Origin of the sequence: Streptomyces sp. NPDC058284 (assembly GCF_042881135.1) — a bacterium.
Classification (GTDB): domain Bacteria; phylum Actinomycetota; class Actinomycetes; order Streptomycetales; family Streptomycetaceae; genus Streptomyces.
In genome coordinates this window covers 25,900-50,787 of record NZ_JBHVYE010000032.1, presented here as the reverse complement: position 1 = coordinate 50,787, position 24,888 = coordinate 25,900, and the positions used below count along the sequence as shown (strand labels likewise).

The 24,888-nt window shown below is 70.9% G+C and carries 23 protein-coding genes and 1 pseudogene; 11 read left to right on the top strand and 13 right to left on the bottom strand.

The window, feature by feature from the left end; genetic code table 11:
• Nucleotides 1–21: 21 nt before the first annotated feature.
• On the bottom strand, nucleotides 22–642 hold the full coding sequence (locus ACFVYR_RS32430) for an L-threonylcarbamoyladenylate synthase (protein ID WP_384258829.1): 621 nt from the start codon (nucleotides 640–642) through the stop codon (nucleotides 22–24).
• 423 nt (nucleotides 643–1,065) lie between these two features.
• Between ACFVYR_RS32430 and ACFVYR_RS32425 the strand changes: the two genes are divergently transcribed.
• From ACFVYR_RS32425 to ACFVYR_RS32415, 3 genes are all read left to right on the top strand, one after another.
• Complete coding sequence (locus tag ACFVYR_RS32425; protein ID WP_384258827.1) at nucleotides 1,066–1,869, top strand: methyltransferase domain-containing protein; 804 nt, start codon at nucleotides 1,066–1,068, stop codon at nucleotides 1,867–1,869.
• A 71-nt stretch (nucleotides 1,870–1,940) separates the two neighbouring features.
• On the top strand, nucleotides 1,941–2,477 hold the full coding sequence (locus ACFVYR_RS32420) for a putative immunity protein (protein ID WP_384258825.1): 537 nt from the start codon (nucleotides 1,941–1,943) through the stop codon (nucleotides 2,475–2,477).
• 57 nt (nucleotides 2,478–2,534) lie between these two features.
• Entirely contained in the window at nucleotides 2,535–3,692 is a 1,158-nt protein-coding gene (locus ACFVYR_RS32415; RefSeq protein ID WP_384258823.1) for a serine hydrolase domain-containing protein, read from the top strand.
• 171 nt (nucleotides 3,693–3,863) lie between these two features.
• Here ACFVYR_RS32415 and ACFVYR_RS32410 read toward each other — a convergent pair whose 3' ends face one another.
• A complete protein-coding gene (locus tag ACFVYR_RS32410; protein ID WP_384258821.1) occupies nucleotides 3,864–4,526 on the bottom strand; it encodes a class I SAM-dependent DNA methyltransferase in 663 nt (220 codons plus the stop codon).
• 66 nt (nucleotides 4,527–4,592) lie between these two features.
• Nucleotides 4,593–5,765 carry an alanine--tRNA ligase-related protein gene (locus ACFVYR_RS32405; RefSeq protein ID WP_384258819.1) on the bottom strand — a complete coding sequence of 391 codons (1,173 nt, stop codon included), beginning with the start codon at nucleotides 5,763–5,765 and terminating at the stop codon, nucleotides 4,593–4,595.
• A gap of 391 nt (nucleotides 5,766–6,156) precedes the next feature.
• Between ACFVYR_RS32405 and ACFVYR_RS32400 the strand changes: the two genes are divergently transcribed.
• Nucleotides 6,157–7,131 carry a threonine/serine dehydratase gene (locus ACFVYR_RS32400; RefSeq protein WP_384258817.1) on the top strand — a complete coding sequence of 325 codons (975 nt, stop codon included), beginning with the start codon at nucleotides 6,157–6,159 and terminating at the stop codon, nucleotides 7,129–7,131.
• Nucleotides 7,132–7,251: 120 nt separating this feature from the next.
• Here the strand turns inward: ACFVYR_RS32400 and ACFVYR_RS32395 are convergent, their stop codons facing one another.
• The 3 genes from ACFVYR_RS32395 to ACFVYR_RS32385 form a co-directional block, all read right to left on the bottom strand.
• Nucleotides 7,252–8,103 carry an RNA polymerase sigma-70 factor gene (locus ACFVYR_RS32395; protein ID WP_384258815.1) on the bottom strand — a complete coding sequence of 284 codons (852 nt, stop codon included), beginning with the start codon at nucleotides 8,101–8,103 and terminating at the stop codon, nucleotides 7,252–7,254.
• Entirely contained in the window at nucleotides 8,100–8,678 is a 579-nt protein-coding gene (locus tag ACFVYR_RS32390; protein WP_384258812.1) for a carboxymuconolactone decarboxylase family protein, read from the bottom strand. Before ACFVYR_RS32390 ends, ACFVYR_RS32395 begins: the two co-directional genes overlap by 4 nt.
• Nucleotides 8,679–8,856: 178 nt before the next feature.
• Nucleotides 8,857–9,450, bottom strand: coding sequence for an HPP family protein (locus ACFVYR_RS32385; RefSeq protein WP_384258810.1), 594 nt, complete (start codon nucleotides 9,448–9,450; stop codon nucleotides 8,857–8,859).
• A 692-nt stretch (nucleotides 9,451–10,142) separates the two neighbouring features.
• Here ACFVYR_RS32385 and ACFVYR_RS32380 point away from each other — a divergent pair.
• Nucleotides 10,143–10,718, top strand: coding sequence for a hypothetical protein (locus tag ACFVYR_RS32380; protein WP_384258808.1), 576 nt, complete (start codon nucleotides 10,143–10,145; stop codon nucleotides 10,716–10,718).
• Between the two features lie 288 nt (nucleotides 10,719–11,006).
• Here the strand turns inward: ACFVYR_RS32380 and ACFVYR_RS32375 are convergent, their stop codons facing one another.
• The 5 genes and pseudogenes from ACFVYR_RS32375 to ACFVYR_RS32355 form a co-directional block, all read right to left on the bottom strand.
• A complete protein-coding gene (locus ACFVYR_RS32375; RefSeq protein WP_384258805.1) occupies nucleotides 11,007–11,801 on the bottom strand; it encodes a GNAT family N-acetyltransferase in 795 nt (264 codons plus the stop codon).
• Between the two features lie 89 nt (nucleotides 11,802–11,890).
• A complete protein-coding gene (locus ACFVYR_RS32370) occupies nucleotides 11,891–13,441 on the bottom strand; it encodes an amino acid permease (RefSeq protein ID WP_384258803.1) in 1,551 nt (516 codons plus the stop codon).
• A 34-nt stretch (nucleotides 13,442–13,475) separates the two neighbouring features.
• Nucleotides 13,476–14,510: a hypothetical protein gene (locus ACFVYR_RS32365; protein WP_384258800.1), complete on the bottom strand. Its 1,035-nt coding sequence runs from the start codon at nucleotides 14,508–14,510 to the stop codon at nucleotides 13,476–13,478.
• A gap of 691 nt (nucleotides 14,511–15,201) precedes the next feature.
• A pseudogene (locus tag ACFVYR_RS32360) lies at nucleotides 15,202–15,297 on the bottom strand (DUF664 domain-containing protein); the annotation flags it as partial.
• 66 nt (nucleotides 15,298–15,363) lie between these two features.
• Entirely contained in the window at nucleotides 15,364–15,942 is a 579-nt protein-coding gene (locus ACFVYR_RS32355) for a Dps family protein (RefSeq protein WP_384258798.1), read from the bottom strand.
• 250 nt (nucleotides 15,943–16,192) lie between these two features.
• On the opposite strand from ACFVYR_RS32355, the gene ACFVYR_RS32350 reads away from it, so the two are divergent.
• Entirely contained in the window at nucleotides 16,193–17,608 is a 1,416-nt protein-coding gene (locus tag ACFVYR_RS32350; RefSeq protein WP_384258796.1) for a dihydrolipoyl dehydrogenase family protein, read from the top strand.
• 83 nt (nucleotides 17,609–17,691) lie between these two features.
• Nucleotides 17,692–18,819 (top strand): low temperature requirement protein A, encoded by a 1,128-nt coding sequence (locus ACFVYR_RS32345; protein WP_384258794.1) that lies wholly within the window; start codon nucleotides 17,692–17,694, stop codon nucleotides 18,817–18,819.
• Between the two features lie 95 nt (nucleotides 18,820–18,914).
• On the opposite strand, the gene ACFVYR_RS32340 is transcribed toward ACFVYR_RS32345, so the two are convergent.
• The gene (locus tag ACFVYR_RS32340; protein WP_384258792.1) at nucleotides 18,915–19,640 is read right to left on the bottom strand and encodes an alpha/beta fold hydrolase; all 726 of its coding nucleotides are present in this window, start codon (nucleotides 19,638–19,640) and stop codon (nucleotides 18,915–18,917) included.
• Nucleotides 19,641–19,729: 89 nt separating this feature from the next.
• Nucleotides 19,730–20,728, bottom strand: a complete 999-nt coding sequence (locus ACFVYR_RS32335) for an alpha/beta hydrolase (protein WP_384258790.1) — start codon at nucleotides 20,726–20,728, stop codon at nucleotides 19,730–19,732.
• Between the two features lie 261 nt (nucleotides 20,729–20,989).
• Here ACFVYR_RS32335 and ACFVYR_RS32330 point away from each other — a divergent pair, with 261 nt between their 5' ends.
• The 4 genes from ACFVYR_RS32330 to ACFVYR_RS32315 all read left to right on the top strand — a co-directional run bounded on the left by ACFVYR_RS32330 (nucleotide 20,990) and on the right by ACFVYR_RS32315 (nucleotide 24,877).
• The gene (locus tag ACFVYR_RS32330; protein WP_384258897.1) at nucleotides 20,990–22,867 is read left to right on the top strand and encodes an amidohydrolase; all 1,878 of its coding nucleotides are present in this window, start codon (nucleotides 20,990–20,992) and stop codon (nucleotides 22,865–22,867) included.
• 96 nt (nucleotides 22,868–22,963) lie between these two features.
• Complete coding sequence (locus ACFVYR_RS32325; protein ID WP_384258788.1) at nucleotides 22,964–23,626, top strand: hydrolase; 663 nt, start codon at nucleotides 22,964–22,966, stop codon at nucleotides 23,624–23,626.
• An 8-nt stretch (nucleotides 23,627–23,634) separates the two neighbouring features.
• Nucleotides 23,635–24,156 carry a DoxX family protein gene (locus ACFVYR_RS32320; RefSeq protein WP_384258786.1) on the top strand — a complete coding sequence of 174 codons (522 nt, stop codon included), beginning with the start codon at nucleotides 23,635–23,637 and terminating at the stop codon, nucleotides 24,154–24,156.
• Nucleotides 24,137–24,877, top strand: coding sequence for a YoaK family protein (locus ACFVYR_RS32315; RefSeq protein WP_384258784.1), 741 nt, complete (start codon nucleotides 24,137–24,139; stop codon nucleotides 24,875–24,877). Before ACFVYR_RS32320 ends, ACFVYR_RS32315 begins: the two co-directional genes overlap by 20 nt.
• The last annotated feature ends 11 nt before the right edge of the window (nucleotides 24,878–24,888 follow it).

Here is a 24,888-nt window from a genome sequence, read left to right as displayed (position 1 = left end):
ACCGCCCGTGTTCCTGGGGCGCTACTCGAAGCGCGAGGTGTCGCCCGCTCCCCGGCGGACGATCTCCGCCTCGCCGCCTGAGAAGTCGATGACCGTGGTGGGCTCGGTGCCGCAGTCGCCGGAGTCGATGACCGCGTCCACCAGGTGGTCGAGGCGCTCCTTGATGTCCCAGCCCTGGGTCAGCGGCTCCTCCTGATCGGGCAGAAGAAGCGTGCTGGAGAGGAGCGGCTCGCCGAGTTCGGCGAGCAGCGCCTGGGTGACGGTGTGATCGGGGATGCGTACACCGACGGTCCGCTTCTTCTGGTGCATCATCTGGCGCGGCACCTCTTTGGTGGCGGGCAGGATGAACGTGTAACTGCCCGGGGTGGCCGCCTTGATGGCGCGGAACACGTCATTGTCCAGATGCACGAACTGCCCCATCTGCGCGAAGCTCTCGCACATGAGGGTGAAGTGGTGGCGGTCGTCGAGCTGACGGATCGACCGGATGCGGTCCATGCCGTCGCGGCTGCCGAGCTGACAACCCAGCGCGTAGCAGGAGTCCGTCGGATAGGCGACGAGCGCGCCGGACCGGATCCCGTCGACCACGCTGCTGATGCTGCGCCGCTGGGGGTTGTCAGGATGCACGTCGAAGTACTTGGCCATTGTTCGAGTCTAGGTGACGGGTTGGGACGGCCGGGGCGCGGCGACACCTGTGTGGCGCGTGAGCCAGGGCCTCGACCCAGTCGGAGTCGGACAGGGCGGGCAAGAAAAGAGCCCCGGCTGGACGGGGGAGACCAGCCGGGGCCGTAAAGGTGGCAAGCGGAGGGCGGTCGCCTCTCGGCGAAAGGCTCCATGGGGCTTCAGCCGAACGATCGTCCCCATGGGCTATAGGTGAGGCCCGGGGACACTGTCCCCTCCGCAGCCACACTTGAATGAACGAGGAGCCTTCTCGGGTTGTTCCGGGCCCACCGCCATATATGGGGTGACGTGTGCCACACAGGACAGAAGCCAGGTTTCCGGCCCTCGACTCCTCGGCTCTTCGCCTGCGCAGCGGCAGAGCCCACCCCCCTCTGCCAGAATCGCCCCATGGCTGACCAGGGCGCGGACCACGGATACCTCTTGGACAACCGGCAGTCGGAGGCAGGGGTCCGTTTCGCGGCGCTGAGCGAGCTGTTCGATCCGGTGACGTTCCGGCACGTGGACCGGCTCGGGCTCGCCGCCGGCATGCGGTGCTGGGAGATCGGCGCCGGCGGCCCCTCCGTACCCCTCGGGCTGGCCGAGCGCGTCGGTCCCACGGGGACGGTGGTCGCCACCGACATCGACGTGTCCTGGACGCGGGGGATCGCCGGTGGCGTGATCGAGGTGCTTCGCCACGACGTGGCCGCGGACCCGCCGCCACCCGGCGGCTTCGACCTCGTCCACGCCCGGCTGGTCCTCGTCCACGTCGCCGACCGGGCGGAGGCGCTGCGCAGGATGGTCCAGGCGCTGCGGCCGGGCGGCCGACTCCTCCTGGAGGACGCCGACCCGGGGCTGCAGCCGCTGCTGTGCCCGGACGAGTCGGGCCCCGAGCAGCGGCTCGCCAACCGGCTGCGGTCCGGCTTCCGCACCCTGATGGCCGCGCGCGGCGCCGACCTCGCGTACGGACGCACCCTGCCGAGACTGCTGCGCGAGGCCGGTCTGGACGATGTGGGGGCCGACGCGTACTTCCCGATCACGTCGCCCGCCTGCGTCGCCCTGGAGGCCGCGACCGTGCGGCAGATCCGCCGGCTGCTGGTGACGGAAGGACTCGCCACGGACGAGGAGATCGACCGTCACCTGGCTCATGTCGCCGACGGCCGCCTCGACCTCGCCACCGCCCCGATGATCTCCGCTTGGGGCCACCGGCCGTAACCACCGTGACCACCGTGACCACGGGGACGTCCGCGCATCCGCAGTCCGGCGCGGTGGACGAAGATGGGGCCATGCCAGGGGAAGCGGACGAGATCGTCCTGAGCAAGCAGGACCTCTGTGAGGTCACCGCGTTCGCCGCGGCGTGCGCGGAGGCGGTGCTCGACGTGTTCGAGGCGGACCAGCCGGACGACCCGCGCCCGCGGGAGGCCGTCGACGCCGCATGGGAGTTCGCTCGCGGCGGTGAGCGGGGCAAGGCTCTGCGCGACACGGCGTGGGCGGCGCTCCGGGCGGCCAAGAGCGCGGACACCGAGGCCGCGCGCGAGTCCGCACGCGCGGCGATGTCCGCGGCGGGTGCGGCCTACTTGCATCCGCTGGCCAAGGCCACCCAGGTCAAACACATCCTCGGCGCGGGCGCCCACGCGGCCAGAGCGGCCGAACTAGCCGCAGGTGACGACCGGACCGTCGGCACCGAACACCTCGGACAAGCGGCACGGCGTGCGACACCGGCCGTGGTCGACGTGCTCACTCGCTTTCCGGCGGCGCCGGACGGCGGAGGACGGGTCGGCGAGCTGATCCGCATGCTGGACGAAGGCCTGCGCGGCCGATGACTTTCCGGCGCTTTCGGGGTCGTACAGGTAACGACGACGCGACCTGAAGGCGGACCGATGAACGCTCTGCGCGACACCCTGCACCGCTATGTCGACGACGGGAGGGTGCCGGGCGCCGTCGGCCTGTTGAGCGACGGCGGCGGCACCGAGGTGGTGGCCGTAGGCTCGGTGGACTCCGAGGGCATCACCCCGATGGCCAGGGACTCGATCTTCCGTATCGCGTCCATCACCAAGCCGGTCACCGCTGCGGCGGTCCTGATGCTGGTGGAGGAGGGGCGACTCGCACTGGACGCCCCGATCGACACCTGGCTCCCGGAGCTGGCGAAACCGAGCGTCGTGCGCACCCCGGACGCCCCGGCCGACGACGTCGTCCCGGCGACCCGGCCGATCACGGTCGAGGACCTGCTCACCTCCCGCACCGGCTGGGGCTTCCCCTCGAACTTCGCGCTCCCGGCCGTGCGGTCCCTGTTCACGGTGCAGAAGGACGGCCGCGCCCTGCGGGAGTGGCCCGACCAGGAAACCTGGCTCGGCCTGCTCGCGCAGGTGCCGATGCTCTGCCAGCCGGGGGAGGCCTGGCTGTACGGCACCTCGTCGGACCTCCAGGGCATCCTGATCGCCCGCGCCTCGGGCCGTACGCTCTCCGACTTCCTCACGGAACGGATCTTCCAGCCACTGGGCATGAAGGACACGGCTTTCGCGGTCCCCGCGGCGAAGCGCCACCGCTTCACCTCGTCCTACGCCCCGGCCCCCGGAGGCGGCCTGGAGCTGAGGGACTCCCCGGACGGCGAGTGGTGCGACGTTCCGCGCTTCCAGTCGGGTGGCGGGGGCCTCGTCTCCACGGCCGACGACTGGCTGGCCTTCGCCCGCATGCTCCTGAACGGCGGCGAGGGCAACGGCCACCGCCTCCTCACCCCGGCCTCGGTCAGCCGCATGACGACCGACCACCTCACGGCCGCACAACGCGAGAAGTCCACGCTCTTCCTCGACGGCCAGGGGTGGGGTTACGGGGGCCAGGTCGACGTCGCCCCGACCGATCCCTGGAACGTTCCGGGCCGCTACGGGTGGGTGGGCGGGACGGGGACGACCGCGCACCTCGTCCCGTCCACGGGAACCGTCGCGATCCTGCTGACGCAGGTGGCGATGGAGAGCCCGGCACCGACGCCGCTGATGCGGGACTTCTGGAGGTGCGCGGCGCGGTTGCAGGGGGCGTTGTAGGCGGATGACTCTCATCGCGGCTCGGCGGCTCGGCGGCTCGGCGGCTCGCCGATTCGGCAGCGCGGTAGTCCGCGGGCACAGGGGATCAAAATTTCCGGGACGTCCCGGGGGCGCGGGCCGGGAGGCGCAGATTCGCCCTCATGGCGGAGATGAGTGTGTTCCGGGACGCGGTCAGTGACTGGGCGAATTGTGGGCGAGGAAGAAGGCCTGCCGCCCCGACCGGGGCCGCTCGCTCTCGTCGGGTCCGCGGACCAATCGGGCGTCCACGACGAGGCCGGCCTGGCCCATCAGGTCCGCGACGCGATCAGGGGACATCCAGTAGACGTCGAGCGAGAGCTCGTGGCCGTACCCCTGCTTCAGATGACGACGCTCGTCCCCGACCTTGAACGCCAGGAGCATGTGACCGCCCGGGACCAGCACCCGGTGACACTCACCGAACACGGTTGGCAGGAGCTCCGGCGGGGTGTGGACGGTCGAGTACCAGGCGACGACGCCTCCGACCGCCTCATCCGCCAGGTCCAGAGCGGTCATCGACCCCTCTTCGAACCGAAGACCCGGATGGGTCCGGCGGGCGACCGCGATCATCTCGGGGGAGAGGTCGATGCCGAAGGTGTCCACCCCGAGAGAGTGGAGGTGGGCCGTGATGCGACCGGGACCGCAACCGAGGTCCGCGACGGGCCCGACGCCCGTTGCCCGCACGAGCTCCGAGAACGCGGCGAGCATGGCGCGGTCCAGCGGTTTGGCGTCCAGTTCGTCGCGCAAAAGCTTCTCGTAGTCGGCGGCAACGGTGTCGTAGGCGGTCCGAGTGGCCTGCAAGTAGGTGGCTTCAGTCATGGTCGACGACAGTAGCGCTGTGCTCTCTCCCGCAAGCAGTGATGCGGACCCGCTCTCCGCCCTCTCTCACTCCGTCCGCAGCCCCAGGACCAGATCGCTCGGCAGGCCGTGTGTGTCATGGAGGTAGTGCAAGTCGTCCTCGGTGAGCGGGCCTTGGAACCTCGGCCGGGACAGGATCCGGCGGCCGCGTTCCAGGAGCCGACGGAACCGCCGCTCCTCCTCCAGCAGGATCTCGCGTACGACAGCGGGGTCCACGTCCTGACGGAAGTGGTCCAGGGTGTGCCCTACCAGCTCGCCCGGCAGGTCACCGAGGCCGCGCGTGGAATCGTCACGCCACAACACGGTGAGCAGACGCCGTACCAGCCGGCGCAGCACGTACCCGCGACCGGTGTTGGCCGGACGCACCCCGTCGCCGATCACCACCACGGCCGACCGCAGGTGATCGCAGACCAGCCGCAGGGAGGGCTCGTCCAACGGCCACAGCCGCGGTACGAGCAGACGCCAGGGAGCGAAGACGTCGCACTCGAACACCGAGGACTTGCCCTGCAGCCGGGAGACCAGTCGTTCCAGGCCCATCCCGGTATCGACATTGCGTTGGGGCAGCGGCACGAGGGAACCGTCGTCGAGCCTGCGGTAGCGCATCGTGACGTGGTTCCAGATCTCCACCCAACGGTCGTCCTGTGTGGGCGTCGACCGCGGCGGGGTGTCGCCCGTCCACAGGAAGATCTCCGAATCGGGGCCGCACGGGCCGGTCGGGCCGTTGTCCCACCAGTTGTCCTCGACGGTCGGCTCCACCGGCACCCCGAGCTCGTCCCACACCTCGGGCGAGGCCGTGTCCGGACCGGCCTGGTCGCCGCCGCCGAACACCGTGGCGTGCAGCAGCCGCGGATCGACGCCGAAACCCTCCGTCAGCAGCTCATACCCCCAGCGCAGACTCTGCGGACCCTCGTAGTCGCCGAGCGACCAGGTGCCGAGCATCTCGAAGACGGTCAGATGCGTGGCGTCGCCCACCTCCTCCAGATCCGTGGTGCGCAGGCAGCGCTGCACATTGACCAGCCGCCTGCCGCCGGGGTGCGGGCGCCCCTCCAGGTAGGGCGTGAGGGGATGCATGCCCGAGGTGGTGAACAGCACGGAGTCGCCAGGTAGCGGCAACAGGGTGGAACCGGTGATCCGCTGGTGCCCGCGCTCCTCGAAGTACTCGACGAATGTGCGGATGACACGGTCCGTGTCGGTGTTCATGGGGTGCTCCTTCGCAACAACAAGCGGGGAGGCACCGGACAACGGGTCCGCACGAACAGTGAGGCGCGGAGTGAAACCGCGGAGCCATCGGCGGGCCGTTTCCGGTCGCCGATGGGAGGTGAAGACGTCAGGCGGCGGCAACCGGCGAGCTGGTCGCTCGCGCGGTCGCGGTGAGGTCGTGGCCATGGCCGGTGACGTTCATGCGACCGACGATAACGCGCTCGGTCCGGCTCGTCACACGATTTACCGCGCCCCGGCGCAGGCGCCGCATGCTCCTACGCGGGGATGCCTGAGCCAAGCCGGTCCCAACATCCCTTTACCGGCCCTCCCTCCCGCCCACCTCCACGTATCGTGCGAGCGAACACGCCATACGACCCTCCGGAGGAGCACCATGATCGGCGTCGAGCAGCTGGAGGCCACCGCGGCACACATCGCGGGCCACGTGGTGCGCACTCCCACAGTGCCCAGCCCGGGCCTGAGCGCACTGCTCGGCGTACCGGTGACGGTCAAACTCGAACTGCTCCAGCGCAGCGGCTCCTTCAAGGCGCGCGGTGCGGTCGCCAAGCTCCTCACCCTCACCGACGCACAACGCGAGGCCGGGGTCGTCGCCGTCTCCGGCGGCAACCACGGTGTCGCCGTGGCCGAGACCTCCGCCGCTCTGGGCATACGCGCCACCGTCGTCATGCCCCGCACCGCCCCGGCACGCTCCGTGGACATCGCCCGCAACGCAGGCGCCGACGTCCGGCTCACCCCCACCATGGCCGAAGCCTTCGCACTCATGGAACAGCTGGAAGCCGACGGACTCACCCTGCTGCACCCCTTCGCCGACCCGGTGGTCATCGCGGGACAGGGCACCGTAGGACTGGAACTGGCCGAAGACGCAGGAGAGTTGACCGACGTCCTCGTCTCCATCGGCGGCGGTGGCCTGATCGCGGGCGTGGCGGCAGCCCTCAAAGCGCGACGGCCCGGAGTACGGGTATGGGGAGTGGAGACCACCGGAGCCGACGCCATGACACAGGCCCTGGCCCACGGCGGACCGCTCCAGGTGAACGTGGACTCACGCATCAGCACACTCGGCGCGCCCACGGTCTCCCCGCTGACCTACACGATGGTGCGCGACATGGTCGACGAGGTCCTGGTCGTACCGGAGGCCGAGGCCTACGTCGGCGTACGCGAACTGGCCGAACACGCCAAGGTATGGGCCGAACCCGCAGCCGGCTGCCTCCTGCCCGCCGCCCGCCGAGTCCTGGCCAAGACCGGCAACGACACACACCTCGGCCTGGTGATCTGCGGCGGCAACACCACCCTCGACGACATCACCGCCTACCCCGCACAACCCCCGGCAGGGACCCGAGCCAGAACCTGACGAAGCACTACTGGGTCGTCCGGCCACTTCGCCTGCCGGCGGAGCACCCGCGTCGTGCGTGTTCCGAGCGGCCCTTGCCCGGGCCGCACGGAACACGCACTGCAACACACGCCCGCAGATCTACCTCGTGAGTTCGGCCGGCTCGTCCAGACGCGTCAGCTTCCTCGGGTTCGCCACCGCGTAGATGCGGGTGACCCGCCCGTTCTCCACCACGAGGCTCACCGCGGCCACCCGGCCGTCGATCTCGGTCCGGCCCGCGAGCGCGCCGTTGAGCGACAGGAGGGAGACCACCCGGCCCGGGCGGGCGAGGGCCTTCGCCACCACCTCGGCCCCATGGATCGGAACCAGGGCAGCGGTCGCGATGCCGCCACCGTCGGCGATCAGGACCACATCAGGGGCCATGACCTCCAGTAACTCCCGCACTTGGCCGGTGCGCAGCGCGGTCATGAACCGCTCCACCACCGCCTGCTGCTCCGACCGGCTCACCCGCACCCGCGGCTGCCGGGCCGCCACATGCTCGCGGGCCCGCCGCGCCGTCTGCCGGACCGCGGCCGCGGACTTCCCGACGGCCTCGGCGATCTCGCCGTACGGCATGTCGAAGACCTCGCGGAGCACGAACACCGCGCGCTCCGTCGGTCCGAGCGTTTCGAGGACGGTCAGCATCGCCATCGAAACGCTCTCCGCGAGCTCGACGTCCTCGGCGACGTCGGGGCTGGTCAACAGCGGTTCCGGCAGCCACTCGCCGACGTAGTCCTCACGACGGCGCGACAACGTCCGCATGCGGTTGAGCGCTTGTCGTGTGACGATCCGGACCAAGTACGCCCGCGGGTCGCTCACCTGTCTCTGGTCGACGTCGGCCCACCGCAGCCAGGAATCCTGCAGCACGTCCTCCGCGTCGGCCGCCGAGCCGAGCATCTCGTAGGCGACCGTGAACAACAGGCTGCGATGGGTGACGAACGGATCTTCGATCATGCGTGCGACGGTACGCCAGGCTGCTCGGACCGCTGGGCCAACGGGATCTCGCAGGCGTCCGAGAAGCCCTGCGAGGTGATGCCGTTGGCCACGTTGGCCCTGGTCGCCAGGTTGATGTAGGCGATGAACGTGGAGAGTTCGACCATCGCCTCCGCGCCGAGCCGTTCCAGCAGGCTCGCGTACATCTCGTCGGTGACGGTGAGCGGCGTGCTCGTCATGGCCTCGGCGAACTCCAGCACGTCCCGCTCCAGCGGTGTGAACACCGCCGAATCCCGCCAGAGCGGCACCTGGCTGGCCTTGGCCAGGTCCAGGTTCGTGTTCTGCGCGTGGAAGTAGCCGACGTCGAGGCACCAACTGCAGCCGACTTGTGCCGCGACGGCCATGTGCGCGAACGTCTTGAGGCTCGCGTCGACCGTGTCCCACCCGGCCACCGAGCCGCCGAACTCCTGGCTGGCCTGGGTGACCGTGGGATTGTGCCACGCCACCTCGACGTTCTCCGGCACGGCCCCGAACCGCTCGATCATGCTTTCCTTGAGATCGGCGGGGAGCTCGGTCTTGGGAAGACGCAGTGTCACGGTGTTCGCCTTGTATCTGTCTCTATGCCGTCTGCCTGACTGGCTCTCTGCCTGACTGGCTCTCTGCCTGTCCGGCTCTTTGCCTGTCTGGCTGTTCGGCATGAAGACACCGCCCGGTCGGCAGATGTGACACTCCCGCTTTCCCGCTACGCGGCCGGGGGCATGCGGCGTCTCCGGTTCACCACCAGTAGGCGGGGTAGCGCGGTGCGCCGGGACGGGCGCACGACGCCGCCCAGCCCGCCAGGACGAGCAGCGCGCTGGAGCCCACGAGCAGCGGGACGAAGGTCAGGGGCCGCGGGGTGTTGAGCACGATGACCACGGCCGTCGCGCACGCGGGCGAATGCGGGGTGCGGGCCACCGTCATCACGGCCAGGCTGATCCCCGCGGCCAGCGCCGCGGCCCACGGCGTGCTGCCCGAGACGGCGACGACCGCGTACCCGACGGCGGAACACAACAGGTGGCCCACGATCACGCTGCGCGGCTGGGCGAGCGGCAGGCGCGGAGCGCCGTGGATGATCGCGGCGGAGGCGGCCAGCGGAGGGATCAGTACGGGCTCGTGGATGAAGGAGCCGATGGCCACGAGGGCGAGCAGCACGGCCGTGGCCGCGCTGATGTTGTGCGCTGCGGCACCCGGTGGCGGCGGGGCGGGGGCGCGGCCCGCGAGACGGGTGCGGATGCGGGATCGCGGACGGGGGAGGGGCCCGGGGCGGGTGGGGAGGCGGGAGTCGGCGGGCGAGGGCGGCGCCTCGATGACTATGTCGTCGGTCTTCAAGACAGTGTTGTTCCGGGGCAGGGCCGACGGGAGACCCGGACGGCGAAGGCAGAAGGGCAGGAGTAGGCCCGGCTTCCCTCGCGGTCGGCAGGGAACGTGGGCACCGGCGGCGGTCCGGGGGTCGGGATATCCGCGTACTCTCTCCGGATTGTACGAGGCGCCGACTCGTAGCCGCAGGTCAGGGTCCTGTCGACCTCCGGAGGCGAGGCGGCGGGGGTCTGTCGACGCCCGGCCGGTGCCGCCGCGCCCGCGACCCGTCGCGCGTGATGCGGGCCCCGCGCCGCAACGAAATCAGCCCCCGGCCGCGAGGGCGATCGGCGGCCGTTCCCGCGCTGGACGGGCCGCGGCGACGAACACACGCGCCGGGGCCCGCCCGGGGCAGAGCGTGGCCACGAAGACGTGTGCGGCGGACCGCGTGGAGAATTATTCGGCGGCCCGTGCGCCGATGCCGATCAGCACGCCGCACGATGACCGGGCCGGACTGCCGGGCTGTCGGGCTTCCGGGCTGCGATGCGGACTGAGCGGCTGCGGCAGATGTGACAGTGGACACGGTGCAGCTCAGGGGCAGGGTGGTTCCGCCAATCGGGCCGGGCGTCCGGTCCGGTCCGGCATGGTCCGGTGGACGGCGGCGTACGCGCCTGGATGCTGGGGGGAGGTGGGGACCAGGGGGCCGGACCAGACAGGGAGAGACCGTGGACGATCCCACCCCGCACGGAAGCGGCGGTCCTCTGTCGACGAGGGCGAGCCGCGATGCCTCCGGCCAGGCGGGGGTCATCGGCATCGGTCTCGCCGCCGTCCTGACGGCCGCGTTCGCGCAGGGATCGTGGCAATGGTTCGCCACGTACATCGGGGTGACGCTTCTCGCGGTGATCTTCTCCTTCTACCGACTGCCCCCGTGGGCGCCCGGCCTGCGCTCTGCGTACCTGCGGAACCTGCTGGCGTTCTCGCTCGTCGTCGGCCTGTGCACAGCGATCGCCCTGGCCCCCATGCTGCAGCGCTGGGCCTGGCTGTTCCCGATGCCGGGCACCCGTGCGAGCTGCCCCGAGCTGGGCGCCTACGCGAGGCTCCACGCGGAGGCGGCGCTGGCGGACCTGGCGCATCGGGACGCTGCCGCCCTGGCCGTGGCGCAGGACGTACAGAGCCATGACGCCGTCGCCGACTGCCTGTCCGCGACAACGACCTTGTGGTTGCCGGTCTACGCGGGCCGGGGTGGCGGCGGAGTTGTCCACCCTGGACGTGGACCCGCGCTGGCTGACCAGGTCTGGTGACGGCCACGGAGTGGTTCAACGGCACGGCGCAGCCGGCCACGGAGAACTGCGGGATCTACGCGGCGGTGGCGCGCATCCCGTGATGAGAGCCTGTGTCATATCCCCGGCCGGGTGGTCGCCGCCTGGCACGCACGCTCGCCGCGTTGCCGAAAAGCCCTAGTAGCTCCTCCCCCAGGCTTGAACGGCCCGGGGGCCCCACCGAGGGCTTCCCGGCGCCTTGCGATCGCACGCACCAGGCGGCGACCACCCGGCCGGGGATATGACACAGGCTCTGAACCCGGCTCGCTGCTACAGGCTGAAGAAGTGGATGGGTGTGTTCGGCTCGAAGCCGATACGCGGGTACACGGGCGCCCCGGCAACGGTCGCGTGGAGAGTCGCGCGGGTCAGCCCGGTGGCCGCGGCGCCCTCATGGAGGGCCTTACGTGTGACCGCTTCGCCGTAGCCCTTGCGCTGCCACTGCGGGTCGGTGGCGACGAAGGCGACGAAGAGACGGCCGTCCGCTTCGACCGTCGCGGCGCACGCCACCGGTACATCGCCGCGCATGGCCAGGTACGCGTAGACCCCGCTCTTCCAGTGCGCGGATCCGACCAGGCCGTCGCGGCCCTCCTCCAAGGGAAAACCGTACGCGCATGACTGGAGGTCCGCGTAGGCCCGCAAGTGGTCGTCCGTACGCACACGCACGAACGTCAGGTCGGGGTGGACCGGGTCCGGGATGGGCAGGAGGTCTCCGGCCATGCCCGTGCCGGGGAAGGCGTACCGCAGGCCGGCCTGTTCGGCCACCGCGCTCAGCGTGGTGCGGGCCTCGTCTTCGAGGAGGTCCTCGAAGAGCCACAGGAAGCCGAAGTGCTTCTTCGCCCGCATGATGTCCGCCGCCTGGGCCAGACGCTGCGTCAGGAGGTCGGCTCCCGCTCCTGGTTCGGTCAGGGTGACGCAGTTGTAGAACGAGAATCGGCAGTCGGCCCAGCGGACGGCGATGCCGGGGAGGTCGCGCGTATCCGCGTCCGCATCGCGGTCGAGCACCAGGGCGCGCCAGGCCACGGTGAGCTGCTGTACTGATTCGATGGACGCCGTGAGGCCAGTCACCGTACTCCCATGCGTAGTTGAGGTGGTTGAAGTGGTCGAGGTGGTTGAGGTCGCCGGGAAATGGGACGGGGAGGGCGCTGTCATCGTCGTCAGATGATGCTCTCGAATTGCTTCTCCTCTGTGGGGGAGTTGGAGCGCGGAACATGGTAGGAGTCGCGGCCGAAGCGGCGCCACAAGGCGGCTATGAGGAAGGCCACCGCTACGGCGACAGGGGTGTAGTTGAACGTGGTGGCGGTGACCGGGCTGCTCTGCGGCAGCAGGAACAGCATCGTGACCGCAGCCGCCCACACCACCGCGATCCAGCCGATCGGCCGGCTCCAGCGGCCCAGGTTCCAGGGCCCCGGGGAGAATCGGTCGGGATGGATCAGCCGTAGCAGTACCGGGATGGCGTAGGCCGAGGTGAATCCCACGACCGAGATGGCGGTCACCGCGGAGAACGCCGTGCTGGAGTACAGGGAAGGCAGTGCCAGTACGAAGGCCACGACGACCGCGAGCCAGACCGCGTTGGCGGGGATGGCGGTGCGGCGGCTGACCTTCTTCCATAGGGCCGATCCGGGCAGGGCACCGTCACGGGCGAAGGCGTAGATCATCCGGCTGGCGCTGGCGGTCACGGTGTAGCCGCACAGGAACTGCGCCACGATGATCACAAGCAACAGCGCCTTGGCCGTCGCCATGCCCAGCGCGTCCAGCAGGATCTGTGCCACGGGTACGCCGGTCCGGCTGCCCAGGGTCGCGGTGTAGTCCTGGACGGCGAACAGCAGCGTGGTCAGCAGGATGCCCCCGGCGATCCAGGACACCGCCACCGAGCGGAAGACCCCGCGGGCCGCGGCGACGGAGGCATGGGTGGTCTCCTCGCTCAGATGGGCCGAGGTGTCGTAGCCGGCCAGCGCGAAGACGGGCAGCAGCATGCCGAGCAGAATCACGTACGCCGGGGCGCCCCACCCGGTGTTGTTGGTGAACTCGGAGAAGACGAAGCCGGCCGACTGGTGGTGGGAGGGTACGAATGCCAGGGAGCCGATGATGACGACGGCCCCTGCCAGGTGCCACCACGCGCTCAACGACGTCAGGATGTTCATCAGGCGGGTGCCGAAGAGGTTCATGACCGCATGCAGGGCAAGGATGACCGCGTACAGCGCCAGCAGGGAGCCCGGGGTCGGCGTGTAGTCGAATTGCAGGTTCATCCACGCGGCGGTGAATGTCGCGATGCCGTAGTCCTGGGCGGCGATTCCGCCGAGCAGGCCCAGGAGGTTGAGCCAGCCGGTGTACCAGCTCCACCGCTCACCTCCGAGCTGGCGGGCCATGTAGTACAGGCCGCCACTGGTGGGGTAGCGGGAGGTGATCTCGGCCAGGGCCGCGGCCAGACACAGCACCAGCGGTCCGACGGCGAGCCAGCCCCATGTGATCACCGCGGGGCCGCCCGAGTTCAGGCCGTAGCCGAACAGCAGCAAGGTGCCCGACATGATCGAGATGACCGAGAGGGAGGCCGAGAAATTGCCGAAAGCCCCCATGCGGCGGTGCAGTTGCTGGGTGTAGCCCAGCGACTGGAGGATGCGCGCGTCCTCTCCGTCGCGGTCGACGTTCTGGTCGACGCCGTGGTCGACAGGGTTCCGCTGCTGGCGCGGTGTTCTCATCGCAGTCATTGGTTCTCCGCACAGGAAAGCTGAAATTCGGCAGTCATGGATGCCCTCCCGTATGCCGCGGGCGGGATCTCAGGCAGGCGACGCGGTCCTCCTCGAATGCCTTTCGCCACTGGCGCTCCGGGTACCGGGCGTCGTAGTGCCACGGGGCGGGAGTGGCGAAGTCGCCGATGGCGGCGAACACTTCGGCGGCCCACGGAGCGAAGCCGCCCCTCGCCAGGGCGTAGGCGAGGTGGTTCAGGTCCAGCTGGGAACTGGTGGCCGGCTCACTCTTGCGGAACCAGCCCTCGAATGCCCGCGTGATGGCCCGGGTGCTGTCCTCCCTGGTCCACAGGAGGTTCAGCATGACCGCGGCGCCGTCGTCCCGTCGCTCCCGGTGCTCCTGCACGCGGGCGTAGAGGGGCAGCAGAAGCAGTGGTGAGTCGAGCGGCGCGAAGGAGACCGTCCAGCGGGCGAAATCCGTCGCGACCGCCTGGCGGCCCGCAGGACCCGGACGGGCCTGGAGCGCCTGGGACATACGGTGCCATGCCTCGCGGTTGAACGGATCCCGTCGGTGCACTTCCGCTAGCAGGCCCCACGGCCCGCCAGGCAGCAGGTACTCGTGGGGCGGCGGAGCAACGTGGTGTTCAGGATGGCGCCCCGCGCTGTCCGCCTCGGCCAGGGCCAGGCGGCAGATCCAGGGCACCGCGTCGTCGGGATTCCCCTCGCTCGCCCGGTGGCACGCATCCCGGGCCCGGGCCACCAGCGTGTCCAGGTCCTGCGCCTTCCGGTGGTCACGCGCCCAGCCCCGCCGGTGGGCCTGCAGTACTCGTTCGGTGGCGACTCGGGCGTACATCACGCGGGCGGCGAGGCTCTCGGGTTCTTCCTCCAGCCACAACTCCACGACATTGGCCTGCGCCGCGAGGACGCCGAGCACCTGCGTGCGGGAGGTCCACTGGGGCCAGTTGTCCGTGCGGGCCAGCACCTGTCGCATCTGCATCCAGTAGCCGGCCTGGATGTCCTGCACGGCCGCGTAGAGGTCGGTGTCGCGGCCGGCCGGGTTGACGCCACCCGCGGGGTTCGAGCTCTCCATCAGCAACCCTCGGGCCCGAATGGAGGCCTCGCGGCGGCTGCTGTCGGGACCGTCGGGGGAGCCTGCCGACCCCTGCCCGGCCCGCCATGAGCGCTGGGGCCCGCCGCGCGACGTGAGCACGACACCGAACGGTGTGCACGGGCGGCCATAGGCAGAACGATCCTCGGGACGGTAAGGGTGGGTGGCGGCACGGTCGTACCCAGGGCAGCGGTGGTACGGGCCGACGAGCAGAGCAGAGACGGCCGCTTGCGCAGGACCGGGTCGGTGGCTTACGCCCGTTGCCGGTAACGAGTGCCCGGCAGCTACTTAAGTGCCTGGAGACGCGCATGACCAGGGATTCCAAGATTGTTTGACTGCTCAGGCGAGGGTTTCGGCCACGCGGCAACCGGGCGTCACATGCCGTAATCAACAAGCCACGCGCGGCACTCGGGCGGTGAAGGGAGTGGTCGCTGTGACTCCCCACCGGACCGTGAAGCAGCATCGACGCGCTTGCCCGGCACGTGAACTGCCAAAGGTGCACGCTTGCTGAAGGTGCCCACCCGCCGTGAGGAGCACCGCGTTGAGGCTGTGTGAATGTCCCAATGGCCGTCTTGCGAACGCGCGATCATTCGGCCCGTTCAGTACGTTGATCACTGGCCGTGATCAGGAGGCGACACGCGTGTGAATGCGGTGGGATCGGAGATGGGACTCGCTCACCGGTCTCGCCATCGATGAGCTCGCGCGCGACATCGAGGTGACCGACGTGCCGGGCGTACTCCTGGAGCAGGTGGAAGAGGATTCGACAGGAGTGCGGAGCTGGTAGGGCCGCCCCCCGCTAGTCGGAGAGGGGACGGCCCCCGGATTGGCGGACGGGTCAGGCGCGGACGAGTGGGGTGTCGACCAAGTGCTCGGCCAGGAACCACGTCTGCAGCTCGCCGGTCCTGATCACCTGGGAGACCAGCACGTCGTTCGTGCCGTCGTCGCCCAGTTCCGCGGTCCTGGCCGCCGCGTCGTGCGCCTCGACGAGAATCGTCTCGTGGGCCTCCAGGAGCCGCGACAGCATCGCCGGGACCTCCTCGACACCGTCCGGCGGGCGCGGGATCGACGTGAGTTCCGCGATGTGCCGGGGGTCGCTCACCGCGACGCCGCCCAGGGTCTGGACGCGCTCGGCGAGGGTGTCGACGAGGTCGAGCTGTTCACCGGCGTGCTTGTCGAGGACCAGGTGGAGCTGGTAGAAGGTCGCGCCGCGCATCAGCCAGTGGTGCTTCTTGTAGAGGCCGTACAGGATCTGGGTGTCCGCGAGGACCCGGTTCAGGCGCTGGCAGGCGTACATCCTCGCCTCGTACGAGAGGCCGATCGGCAGCTGCTTCACCGTGCCGTACTCCTGGATCACCTCGCCCTTCTGGTGCAGCCGCGGCTGACTGCCGTTCACGGAACGGGACTTGCTGGTCATCGTTGCCTCCTGAGGCGCCGAACTGTGCTTACCGCAGGACGCTAAGCGGCATCGCCGCATCCTTCTTGTCCCACAGCGCACGCGGTCCTGCCGGTCCGCGCACGGCGCTCACCTCCCGCTTCCGTCCCGTTCGCTCTCGTGCCAGCACCCGTGCACTGACCGGCGGGACGGCGCGGCGGACCGGCCTAGCCTCGGCCGGGCCGCCCCGACGGCGGGGCGCAGGTGGACGACCGAGAAGGAGTGGAACGGGATGAGTGCGGACGGGATGAGTGTGGACGAGATGCGTGTGGGCGCGATGCCTGGGGGCGGACACGCGGATGTCGTGGTCGTCGGGCTCGGGCCCGGTGGCGAATACGCCGCGGGTGCCCTCGCCGAAGCAGGGCTGGACGTCGTCGGGGTCGAGGCGGAGCTCGTCGGTGGCGAGTGCCCGTACTGGGGCTGCGTGCCCAGCAAGATGATGACCAGGGCCGGGGACCTGCTCGCCGAGGCGGGGCGCGTGCCCGCCCTGGCCGGTACGGCGGTCGTGACCCCGGACTGGGGGAGAGTCGCCGGGCGCATCCGCGACGAGGCCACCGACGGCTGGGACGACCGGGTGGCCGCCGACCGGCTCACGTCGAAGGGCGCCCGCCTCGTACGGGGCAGGGGCCGGCTCGCCGGACCGCGTCGCGTCACGGTCGGCGACCGCACGATCGAGGCCCGGCGCGGAGTGGTCCTCGCCACCGGCACCCGCCCCAGGATCCCGGCGGTCCCCGGGCTGCGGGAGACCCCCTACTGGACGAACCGCGACGCGATGGCGGCCAAGGAACTGCCCACGTCGATGATCGTGCTCGGCGGCGGTGCCGTCGGCGTCGAACTCGCCCAGGTCTTCGCCCGTTTCGGCTGCGCGGTCACCGTGATCGAAGGGCGGGACCGGCTCCTTTCGCAGGAGGAACCGGAGGCGGGCGAGCTCGCGGCCGCGACGCTGGAGGCCGACGGCGTCACCGTGCTCACCGGTGCCCGCGCGCTCGATGTCGGCCACGACGGCACCCGGTTCCGTGTGCGGACGACGGTCGACGACCGCACGCCGCTGCGTGCCGAGCGGCTTCTCGTGGCCGCGGGCCGCCGGGCCGACCTGGGCGCACTCGCCGTCGAGACGGCCGGACTCGACCCGGCCGCGCGAGCCGTGGCCACGGACGGGCAGATGCGGGCGGCGGAGGGCCTGTGGGCGGTCGGCGATATCACCGGTCGCGGCGCCTTCACCCATGTATCCATGTACCAGGCGCAGATAGCAGTGCGCGACATCCTGGGCGAGCCGGGACCCGACGCCGACTACCGGGCCCTGCCCCGGGTCACCTTCACCGATCCGGAGATCGGCGCCGTCGGCCTTACGGAGCGACAGGCGCGGGAGCGGGGACTGCGGGTGCGCACCGGCGTGCTCCCCCTCGACTCCTCCACACGGGGCTGGATCCACGGGCCGGGCAACGCGGGCTTCGTGAAGCTCGTCGAGGACGCCGACCGGGGCGTGCTCGTCGGTGCCACCTCCGCGGGTCCTGCCGGGGGAGAGGTGCTCTACGGACTGAACGTGGCCGTCCACGCCGAAGTGCCCGTGCACCGGCTCCGGCACATGATCTACACGTACCCCACGTTCCACCGCACGGTCGAAGCCGCACTCGGAGCGCTCCGCTGAGCCCCCGGAACGCCACCACCGGGTCCCCGGCGGCCCGGTGGCGGCACACCATCCACAGGCGTGACCCCGGGAAGCGGCACGCCATGCCGGGGCGCGACCCCGACGAGCGGCACCGGACCGCCACCTCGTTGGAACTCCTCTTCGACCTCTGCTTCGTGATCGCCGTGGCGCAGGCCTCGGCGAGCCTGCACGAGGCACTGGCCGACGGCGCGACGGCCACCGGGGTCCTGCGCTTCGCCCTGGTCTTCTTCACCGTGTGGTGGGCGTGGATGAACTTCACCTGGTTCGCGTCCGCCTACGACCCGGACGACATCCCGTACCGGCTCACCGTGCTTGTCCAGATCACCGGGTCGCTCATCCTCGCCGCCGGGGTACCGCACGCGTTCGCGGAGGGAGACCTGCGGACCATCACCATCGGCTACGTCGTACTGCGCACCGCGCTGGCAGCCCTGTGGCTGCGGGCGGCCCGCAGCGACCCCGCACGCCGGACCACCGCGCTGCGCTTCGCCACCGGAGTGACGCTGTGTCAGGCCGGCTGGGTGGGCCTGCTCGCCCTGCCGGAAGCGGCGCGCCTGCCGGGTGTCGCCGCGCTGATCCTCGCCGAGGTCGCCGTGCCGGTATGGGCCCAGTCCGCCGGGATGACCCCGTGGCACCCGCGTCACATCGCCGAGCGTTACGAACTCTTCACCCTCATCGTCCTCGGCGAGTCCGTGGCGGCCGCCACCGTCGCGGTGCGCGGCGCCTTCGACCGGCACCAGAGCACCGGCTCGCTCTGCGCGACAGCGGCGGGTGGCCTCCTGACCGCCTTCGCGCTGTGGTGGCTGTACTTCTCCAGGCCCGCGCACACCCTGCTCGCCACCACGCACCGGGCGCACCGCCACCGCTTCGTCTGGGCCTACGGCCACTACCTGATCTTCGCCTCGGCGGCGGCCGAGGGCGCGGGCCTCGCCGCGTACGCCGATCACCTCACCGGACACGCGCACACCTCGCCACTCGCCGCGGCGGCAGCGGTCACCGTCCCGGCGGCCGTCTTCCTGAGCACTGTCTGGGCCGTGCATCTGCGACCGCACCTCGGCACTGTGGCCAAACAAGTACCGTATCCGGTCGCGGTGTTCGGCCTCCTCGCGGCGACCTTCACCCCCTGGCCCGCGCTCGCCGCGGGTGCGGCCCTGGTGGTGCTCGTCGTAGTGGTCACGGCGCCGCGAGGGTGACGAGGTCACGGCCGCACGTATGCGAGAACTCCCCGGCGGTGTCCGCGAAGGCACCGCCGGGGAGTTCTCGTGTTCTCGTTGGGGAGAGCTGACCGTCAGACGGCGGTGCCGCGCACCGCGTCACGGATCAGGTCGGCGACCTCCTTGGGGCGCGACACGGCGACGGCGTGCGAGGCGCCCTCGACCTCGACCGTCGTCGCACCGGCCCGCCGCGCACCGAACCGCTGCACATCGGGGTTGATCGCCCGGTCCGCGTCGGCGACGAGCATCCACGACGGCTTGGTCCGCCACGCGGCGGCCGTCGCCTGCTCCGTGAACGCGGCGGCGGCCAGCGGGCGTTGTGCCACGGCGAGCACCTTGGTGACGTCGGCCGGAAGGTCGGCGGCGAAGATCCCCGGGAACGCCTGCGCCTCTATGGTGAACTCGACGGCGGGCTCGGCGCCTTCGACGGGGTACGTCGACTGCGCCAGGTGGTCGCCGAGCGGCGAGAGCGGGTAGCGGCCCTGCAACTCACCGAGGCTCTCGCCCTCTTCGGTGACGTAGGCCGCGATGTAGACCAGGCCGGTCACGTTCTCGGTGGTCCCGGCCACGGAGATGACCGCGCCGCCGTAGGAGTGGCCGACCAGGACGACCGGGCCGTCGATCTGGGCGGCCACCGACGCGACGTACGCGGCGTCGGACGCCAGACCGCGCAGCGGGTTGGGCGGGGCGATCACAGCAATGCCGTCGTTCTGGAGTTCCGTGATGACACCGGTCCAGCTGGCGGCGTCGGCGAAGGCGCCGTGCACGAGCAGGACGGTGGGGGTGGTGGAGGTGCTCATGATGGGGTGGGTCTCCTCGTGGAAGGGCAGGTGTCCAGTGCCGGGGTGCGGGTGTGCGTGGTGGGGCGTCGTCGTACGAAAGCCGCCGGTCAGTCGCGGTGGAGCGCGGCGTGCAGGGTGCCGGTGGCGAGGGTGATGGCGGCCTCGGCGGCGTGCGTCTCGCGCAGGGCCTCGAGCATGACGAAGTCGTGGATGATGCCCTGGAAGCGGACGGCGGTCACCGGGACGCCCGCCTCACGCAGCTTGTTGGCGTAAGCCTCGCCCTCGTCGCGCAGCACGTCGGCCTCACCGGTGATGACCAGGGCCGGCGGCAGCCCGGCGAGCTGCTCGGTGGAGGCCCGCAGCGGGGACGCGGTGATCTGCGCGCGCTCCGCCTCGTCCGTCGTGTACTGGTCCCAGAACCACTGCATGCCGTCGCGGCGCAGGAAGTAGCCCGTGGCGAACTGACGGTACGAGCCGGTGTCGAAGCGCGCGTCGGTGACCGGGTAGAACAGCACCTGCTGGACCAGCGGCACGTCGCCGCGCTGCTTCGCCATCAGCGTCAGCGCGGCCGTCATGTTGCCGCCGACGGAGTCGCCTGCCACGGCGAGACGGGTTCCGTCCAGGTCCATGGACGCGCCCTCCTGGACGATCCACCGGGCGACCGTGTAGTTCTGCTCGATGGCCACCGGGTAGCGGGCCTCGGGGGAGAGGTCGTAGTCGGGGAAGACCACCGCGGCCCCGGCGCCCACGGCGAGTTCACGGACCAGCCGGTCGTGCGTGTGGGCGTTGCCGAAGACCCAGCCCGCACCGTGGATGTACAGGATCACCGGCAGTTTCCCCCGGACGCCGGCCGGCCGGACGACACGGGTATGGACACCGCCGGTCGGGCCACCGGGAACAGTGATCCACTCCTCGTCGATCTCCGGCTTCGCGATGTCACCGGACTGCACCTCGTCGACCGCCTTGCGGCCTTCGGCAGGGGGGAGTTCGAAGAGGAAGGGCGACCGGCCGGTCGCTTCGGCGAACGCGGCGGCCGCCGGTTCCAGGACCGGCTGGACGGGTTCGATCGGCCGGGCGGACGCGATCGGCTCGACGGCGTCGGACATGTGGTTCTCCTGGGTGTCACGTAAGGGTGTGGGTCAGCAGCCGGTTCTTCCGGCGACCTCAACCTAAGAGCCGCCCGGCCGCCCCGATTGACCGTCAGCGCACCGGCATTGAACCCACAGCGCACGGCCGGAATCGCAGTGCACTGTCGGACCGCGGACAGTGCACTGAGGGAAAACCCGGCTGAATTCACCCGGCTTAGCGTGGCGGCGAAGCGATCGAGCGGTGCCGACATATCAGGAGGTTGTCGAAAGGTGTCCACGATGCCGGCCGGTGGGCTGATTCCCAGCGCCACGGGAAACGCCGCGGACCTCGTCGTCCGCAACGCGAACATCCACACCGGAGACCGGGGGCGCCCCCGGGCCGGGGCGCTGGCCGTCCGGGGCGGCGTGCTCACGGCCGTCGGGGACGACAAGGACGTGGCCGCCCTGATCGGGCCGCGGACGAAGGTGGTCGATGCGCTCGGCCGCCGTATCGTCCCCGGGCTCAACGACTCCCACCTGCACGTGATCAGGGGCGGCCTGAACTACGTCCTGGAGCTGCGCTGGGACGGTGTTCCCACCCTGCGACAGGGCCTGGCGATGCTGCGCGAGCAGGCGGCGCGCACCCCGAAGGGCCAGTGGGTGCGGGTGGTCGGCGGCTGGTCGGCCGAGCAGTTCGCGGAGCGGCGCCTGCCGACGGTCGCCGAGCTCAACGCGGCGGCGCCGGACACTCCCGTGTTCGTCCTGCACCTGTACCAGTCGGCGGTGCTGAACCGCGCCGCGCTCAAGGCCGTCGGCTACACCCGTGACACCCCCGAGCCCCGGGGCGGTCAGATCGTCCGGGGCCGGGACGGGACGCCCACGGGCATGCTGCTCGCCGCCCCCAGCGCACTGATCCTCTACTCGACGCTGGCCAAGGCGCCGGTCCTGGAAGGGGCGGACAGGACGACATCCACGCGTCATTTCCTGCGGGAACTGAACCGGTTCGGGCTCACCTCCGCGATCGACGCGGCCGGGGGATTCCAGAACTTCCCCGAGAACTACAGCACCGTCGTCGAACTCGCCGCGGCGGGCCAGTTGTCGCTGCGCATCGCCTATCACCTCTTCCCGCAGACCGCCGGACAGGAAATAGCCGACCTCAAACGCTGGATCGAAATGGCCGGCCCCGAGGACGGGGACGAATGGCTGCGTCTCAACGGCGCCGGTGAGAACCTCACCTGGGCGGCGGCGGATTTCGAGAACTTCGCTCAGCCGCGCCCGGAACTCTCCTCCGGCTACGAGGGGGATTTCGAGGCCGCGGTGCGTCTCCTCATGGAGAACGGCTGGGGGTTCAGGCTCCACGCCACCTACGACGAGACCATCCGGCGTGACCTCGCGGTGTTCGAGAAGCTCGCCGCGGACGGCCTGTTCCCAGCCGGGAACCGCTGGCTGTTCGACCACGCGGAGACCGTCTCCGCCGAAAGTCTCGACCGTATCGCCGCCCTCGGCGGAGCCATGTCCGTACAGAACAGGCTGTCCTTCCAGGGGGAGGCGTTCGTACGCCGGTACGGTCCCGGAGCCGCCGCGGACGCCCCGCCGGTCCGGGCCATGCTGGAGCGCGGCCTGACGGTCGGCGCCGGCACCGACGCCACCCGCGTCTCCACCTACAACCCATGGATCGCCCTGCACTGGCTGATCACCGGACGCACCGTCGGCGACCTGGTGGTCCGGCCGCCGCACAACCGGGTCGACCGGCACACGGCGCTTGCCATGTTCACCGAGGCGGGCGCCGCGCTCACCGGTGAGGAGGGCGTCAAGGGCGTCCTGCGACCGGGCTTCCTCGGAGACTTCGCCGTGCTGTCCGAGGACTACTTCACCGTGCCCGAACCGGACATCGCCCGCATCGAGTCCCTGCTCACGGTGGTCGGAGGGCGGATCGTCTACGCCGCCGCCGAGTACGAGGGCCTCGACGAGGAGCTGCCGCCGGTCAGTCCGGAGTGGAGCCCGGTCGCGCACTTCGGCGGCTATCAGGCCGCGCCCGGCGGCGTATCGGGCGCCCGGCAGGCCGAGTTGCTGGGCCAGGCCGTCGCCGAGTCCGAGCTGCACCGGCAGTGGCGGACGCGGCGGGACCCGGCTCCGGAGCCCGGGGAGCCGTTCCTGGACCCCTGTTTCGGCCTCTGACTACACCTCTCTTCCTCCACCTCTCTTCCTCCACTCTCACCCGTGACGCGGACGAAGACCGTCCGCGATCCCGACACACACCCGAAAGGCACACTCATGACCGACATCTCGCAGGTCACCCCCGCCCCTGGCCCCGACCTGCTCACCCCCGACAACTGCGCCGTCCTCTTCGTCGACCACCAGCCGCAGATGTTCTTCGCCACCGGCAGCGGCGACCGCACCGCGATCATCAACTCGACCGTGGGCCTCGCGAAGGCCGCCAAGGTCTTCGACGTCCCGGTCGTGCTGAGCACCGTGGCCGCCGAGTCGTTCTCGGGCCCGATCCTGCCGCAGCTCGCGGCGGTCTTCCCGGACCAGGAGGCCATCGACCGCACCTCGATGAACGCCTGGGAGGACGCGGCCTTCGTCGAGGCCGTCAAGGCCACCGGCCGCCCGAAGCTCGTCGTAGCCGGCCTGTGGACCGAGGTCTGCGTCGTCCTGCCCACGCTCTCCGCCCTCTCCCAGGGCTACGAGGTGTACGTGGTCACGGACGCCTCCGGCGGCGTCAGCCCGCAGGCCCACGAGCACGCCGTCCAGCGCATGGTCCAGGCCGGGGCGGTGCCCGTGACCTGGGTGCAGGTCCTGCTGGAGCTCCAGCGCGACTGGGCGCGGACGGAGACGTACGTCCCGGTCACCGAGGTGGTGAAGGAGCACGCCGGCGCCTACGGCCTCGGCGTGGTCTACGCCCAGGCGGTCATCGGCGACCACGCGGCGGGCTAGGAACACACATGGACACCGGATTGTTGGTCCTCCGCTGGGTGGTGGGTCTGCTCATCGCCGGACACGGAGTGCAGAAGGTGAGTTTCCGGCTGGGCGGCAACGGCCTTGCGGGCGGGACGGAGGAGTTCCGCCGCGACGGCTTCCGCGGCGGCCGGCTGACCGCGCTCGCCGCGGGCGGCAGCCAGATGGGGGCGGGCCTGTTCCTGGCGGCCGGGTTGCTCACCCCTCTGGCGGCGATGGCCGCCATGGGAGTCATGACGGTCGCGGGCACCGTGAAGCGGCACAACGGGCTCTGGGTGCAGAACGACGGATACGAGTACCCTCTGGTCCTCGTCGGGGCCGCCGCGGTGCTGGTGCTTACCGGGCCGGGCCGCTGGTCGGCCGACCACGCCCTGGGACTGACCCCGTGGCCCGCCTGGGTACAGGCCGCGGCCCTCGTGGCAGGACCGGCGAGCGGACTGCTCACTCGCGCGGTGCTGCACCGCCCGTACACCGCAGGGAGGAGCGACCATGCGCGCGCTGCTGGCTGACGCGGCCCGCACGCTGGTGCCGCCGAAGGACGACCGGCACGGTCCGCTGCCGCCGCTCCTGCTGGTACTGACCGTGGTGACCGGCCTGGTGGACGCCGTGAGCTACCTGGCCCTCGGGCACGTCTTCGTGGCCAACATGACCGGCAACGTCGTCTTCCTGGGGTTCGCCCTGGCGGGCGCCGAGGGACTGTCCGCGACGGCCTCCGTCGTCTCGATGGCAGCGTTCCTCGCGGGCGCGCTGGCTGGCGGGCGGTTCGGCACCCGCTTCGCGGCGCACCGTGGGCGGCTGCTGGCCCTGGGCACGGCGGTGCAGGCGGTCCTGGTCGCCGCGGCCCTCGGCACGGCGCTCGTCGCACACGGCCGGGTGACGACACCCGTCCAGTACGCCCTGATCGTCCTGCTCGGCCTCGCCATGGGGCTGCAGAACGCGGTCGCCAGGCGGCTCGGCGTCCCGGACCTGACCACGACCGTGCTGACCCTGACCCTCACGGGGCTGGCCGCCGACTCCGCCCCCGCCGGAGGTGCGGCGCCCCGGCCGGGACGGCGGATCCTGTCCGTCCTGGCCATCTTCCTGGGGGCGCTCGTCGGAGCGTGGCTCCTGTCGAAGGGCCAACTCGCCCTGACCCTGGGGCTGGTGCTGGCGGCGCTGACGGTGGTGACGGCGCTGGCCGCCCGGCGCCTGGCATCCTCCGCGGCCGCCTGGACGAGGCCGCCGGGGTGACCGGGACCGCG

What these genes read in the sequence shown, in the direction of transcription:
- ACFVYR_RS32340 (WP_384258792.1), bottom strand. Translation starts at nt 19,640, where the DNA reads ATGAGCACCTCCACCACCCCCACCGTCCTGCTCGTGCACGGCGCCTTC.
- ACFVYR_RS32355 (WP_384258798.1), bottom strand. Translation starts at nt 15,942, where the DNA reads ATGACCAGCAAGTCCCGTTCCGTGAACGGCAGTCAGCCGCGGCTGCAC.
- ACFVYR_RS32405 (WP_384258819.1), bottom strand. Translation starts at nt 5,765, where the DNA reads ATGAACACCGACACGGACCGTGTCATCCGCACATTCGTCGAGTACTTC.
- ACFVYR_RS32420 (WP_384258825.1), top strand. Translation starts at nt 1,941, where the DNA reads ATGCCAGGGGAAGCGGACGAGATCGTCCTGAGCAAGCAGGACCTCTGT.
- ACFVYR_RS32315 (WP_384258784.1), top strand. Translation starts at nt 24,137, where the DNA reads ATGCGCGCGCTGCTGGCTGACGCGGCCCGCACGCTGGTGCCGCCGAAG.
- ACFVYR_RS32395 (WP_384258815.1), bottom strand. Translation starts at nt 8,103, where the DNA reads ATGATCGAAGATCCGTTCGTCACCCATCGCAGCCTGTTGTTCACGGTC.
- ACFVYR_RS32350 (WP_384258796.1), top strand. Translation starts at nt 16,193, where the DNA reads ATGAGTGCGGACGGGATGAGTGTGGACGAGATGCGTGTGGGCGCGATG.
- ACFVYR_RS32410 (WP_384258821.1), bottom strand. Translation starts at nt 4,526, where the DNA reads ATGACTGAAGCCACCTACTTGCAGGCCACTCGGACCGCCTACGACACC.
- ACFVYR_RS32370 (WP_384258803.1), bottom strand. Translation starts at nt 13,441, where the DNA reads ATGACTGCGATGAGAACACCGCGCCAGCAGCGGAACCCTGTCGACCAC.
- ACFVYR_RS32320 (WP_384258786.1), top strand. Translation starts at nt 23,635, where the DNA reads ATGGACACCGGATTGTTGGTCCTCCGCTGGGTGGTGGGTCTGCTCATC.
- ACFVYR_RS32345 (WP_384258794.1), top strand. Translation starts at nt 17,692, where the DNA reads ATGCCGGGGCGCGACCCCGACGAGCGGCACCGGACCGCCACCTCGTTG.
- ACFVYR_RS32415 (WP_384258823.1), top strand. Translation starts at nt 2,535, where the DNA reads ATGAACGCTCTGCGCGACACCCTGCACCGCTATGTCGACGACGGGAGG.
- ACFVYR_RS32325 (WP_384258788.1), top strand. Translation starts at nt 22,964, where the DNA reads ATGACCGACATCTCGCAGGTCACCCCCGCCCCTGGCCCCGACCTGCTC.
- ACFVYR_RS32400 (WP_384258817.1), top strand. Translation starts at nt 6,157, where the DNA reads ATGATCGGCGTCGAGCAGCTGGAGGCCACCGCGGCACACATCGCGGGC.
- ACFVYR_RS32425 (WP_384258827.1), top strand. Translation starts at nt 1,066, where the DNA reads ATGGCTGACCAGGGCGCGGACCACGGATACCTCTTGGACAACCGGCAG.
- ACFVYR_RS32365 (WP_384258800.1), bottom strand. Translation starts at nt 14,510, where the DNA reads ATGGAGAGCTCGAACCCCGCGGGTGGCGTCAACCCGGCCGGCCGCGAC.
- ACFVYR_RS32330 (WP_384258897.1), top strand. Translation starts at nt 20,990, where the DNA reads ATGCCGGCCGGTGGGCTGATTCCCAGCGCCACGGGAAACGCCGCGGAC.
- ACFVYR_RS32430 (WP_384258829.1), bottom strand. Translation starts at nt 642, where the DNA reads ATGGCCAAGTACTTCGACGTGCATCCTGACAACCCCCAGCGGCGCAGC.
- ACFVYR_RS32335 (WP_384258790.1), bottom strand. Translation starts at nt 20,728, where the DNA reads ATGTCCGACGCCGTCGAGCCGATCGCGTCCGCCCGGCCGATCGAACCC.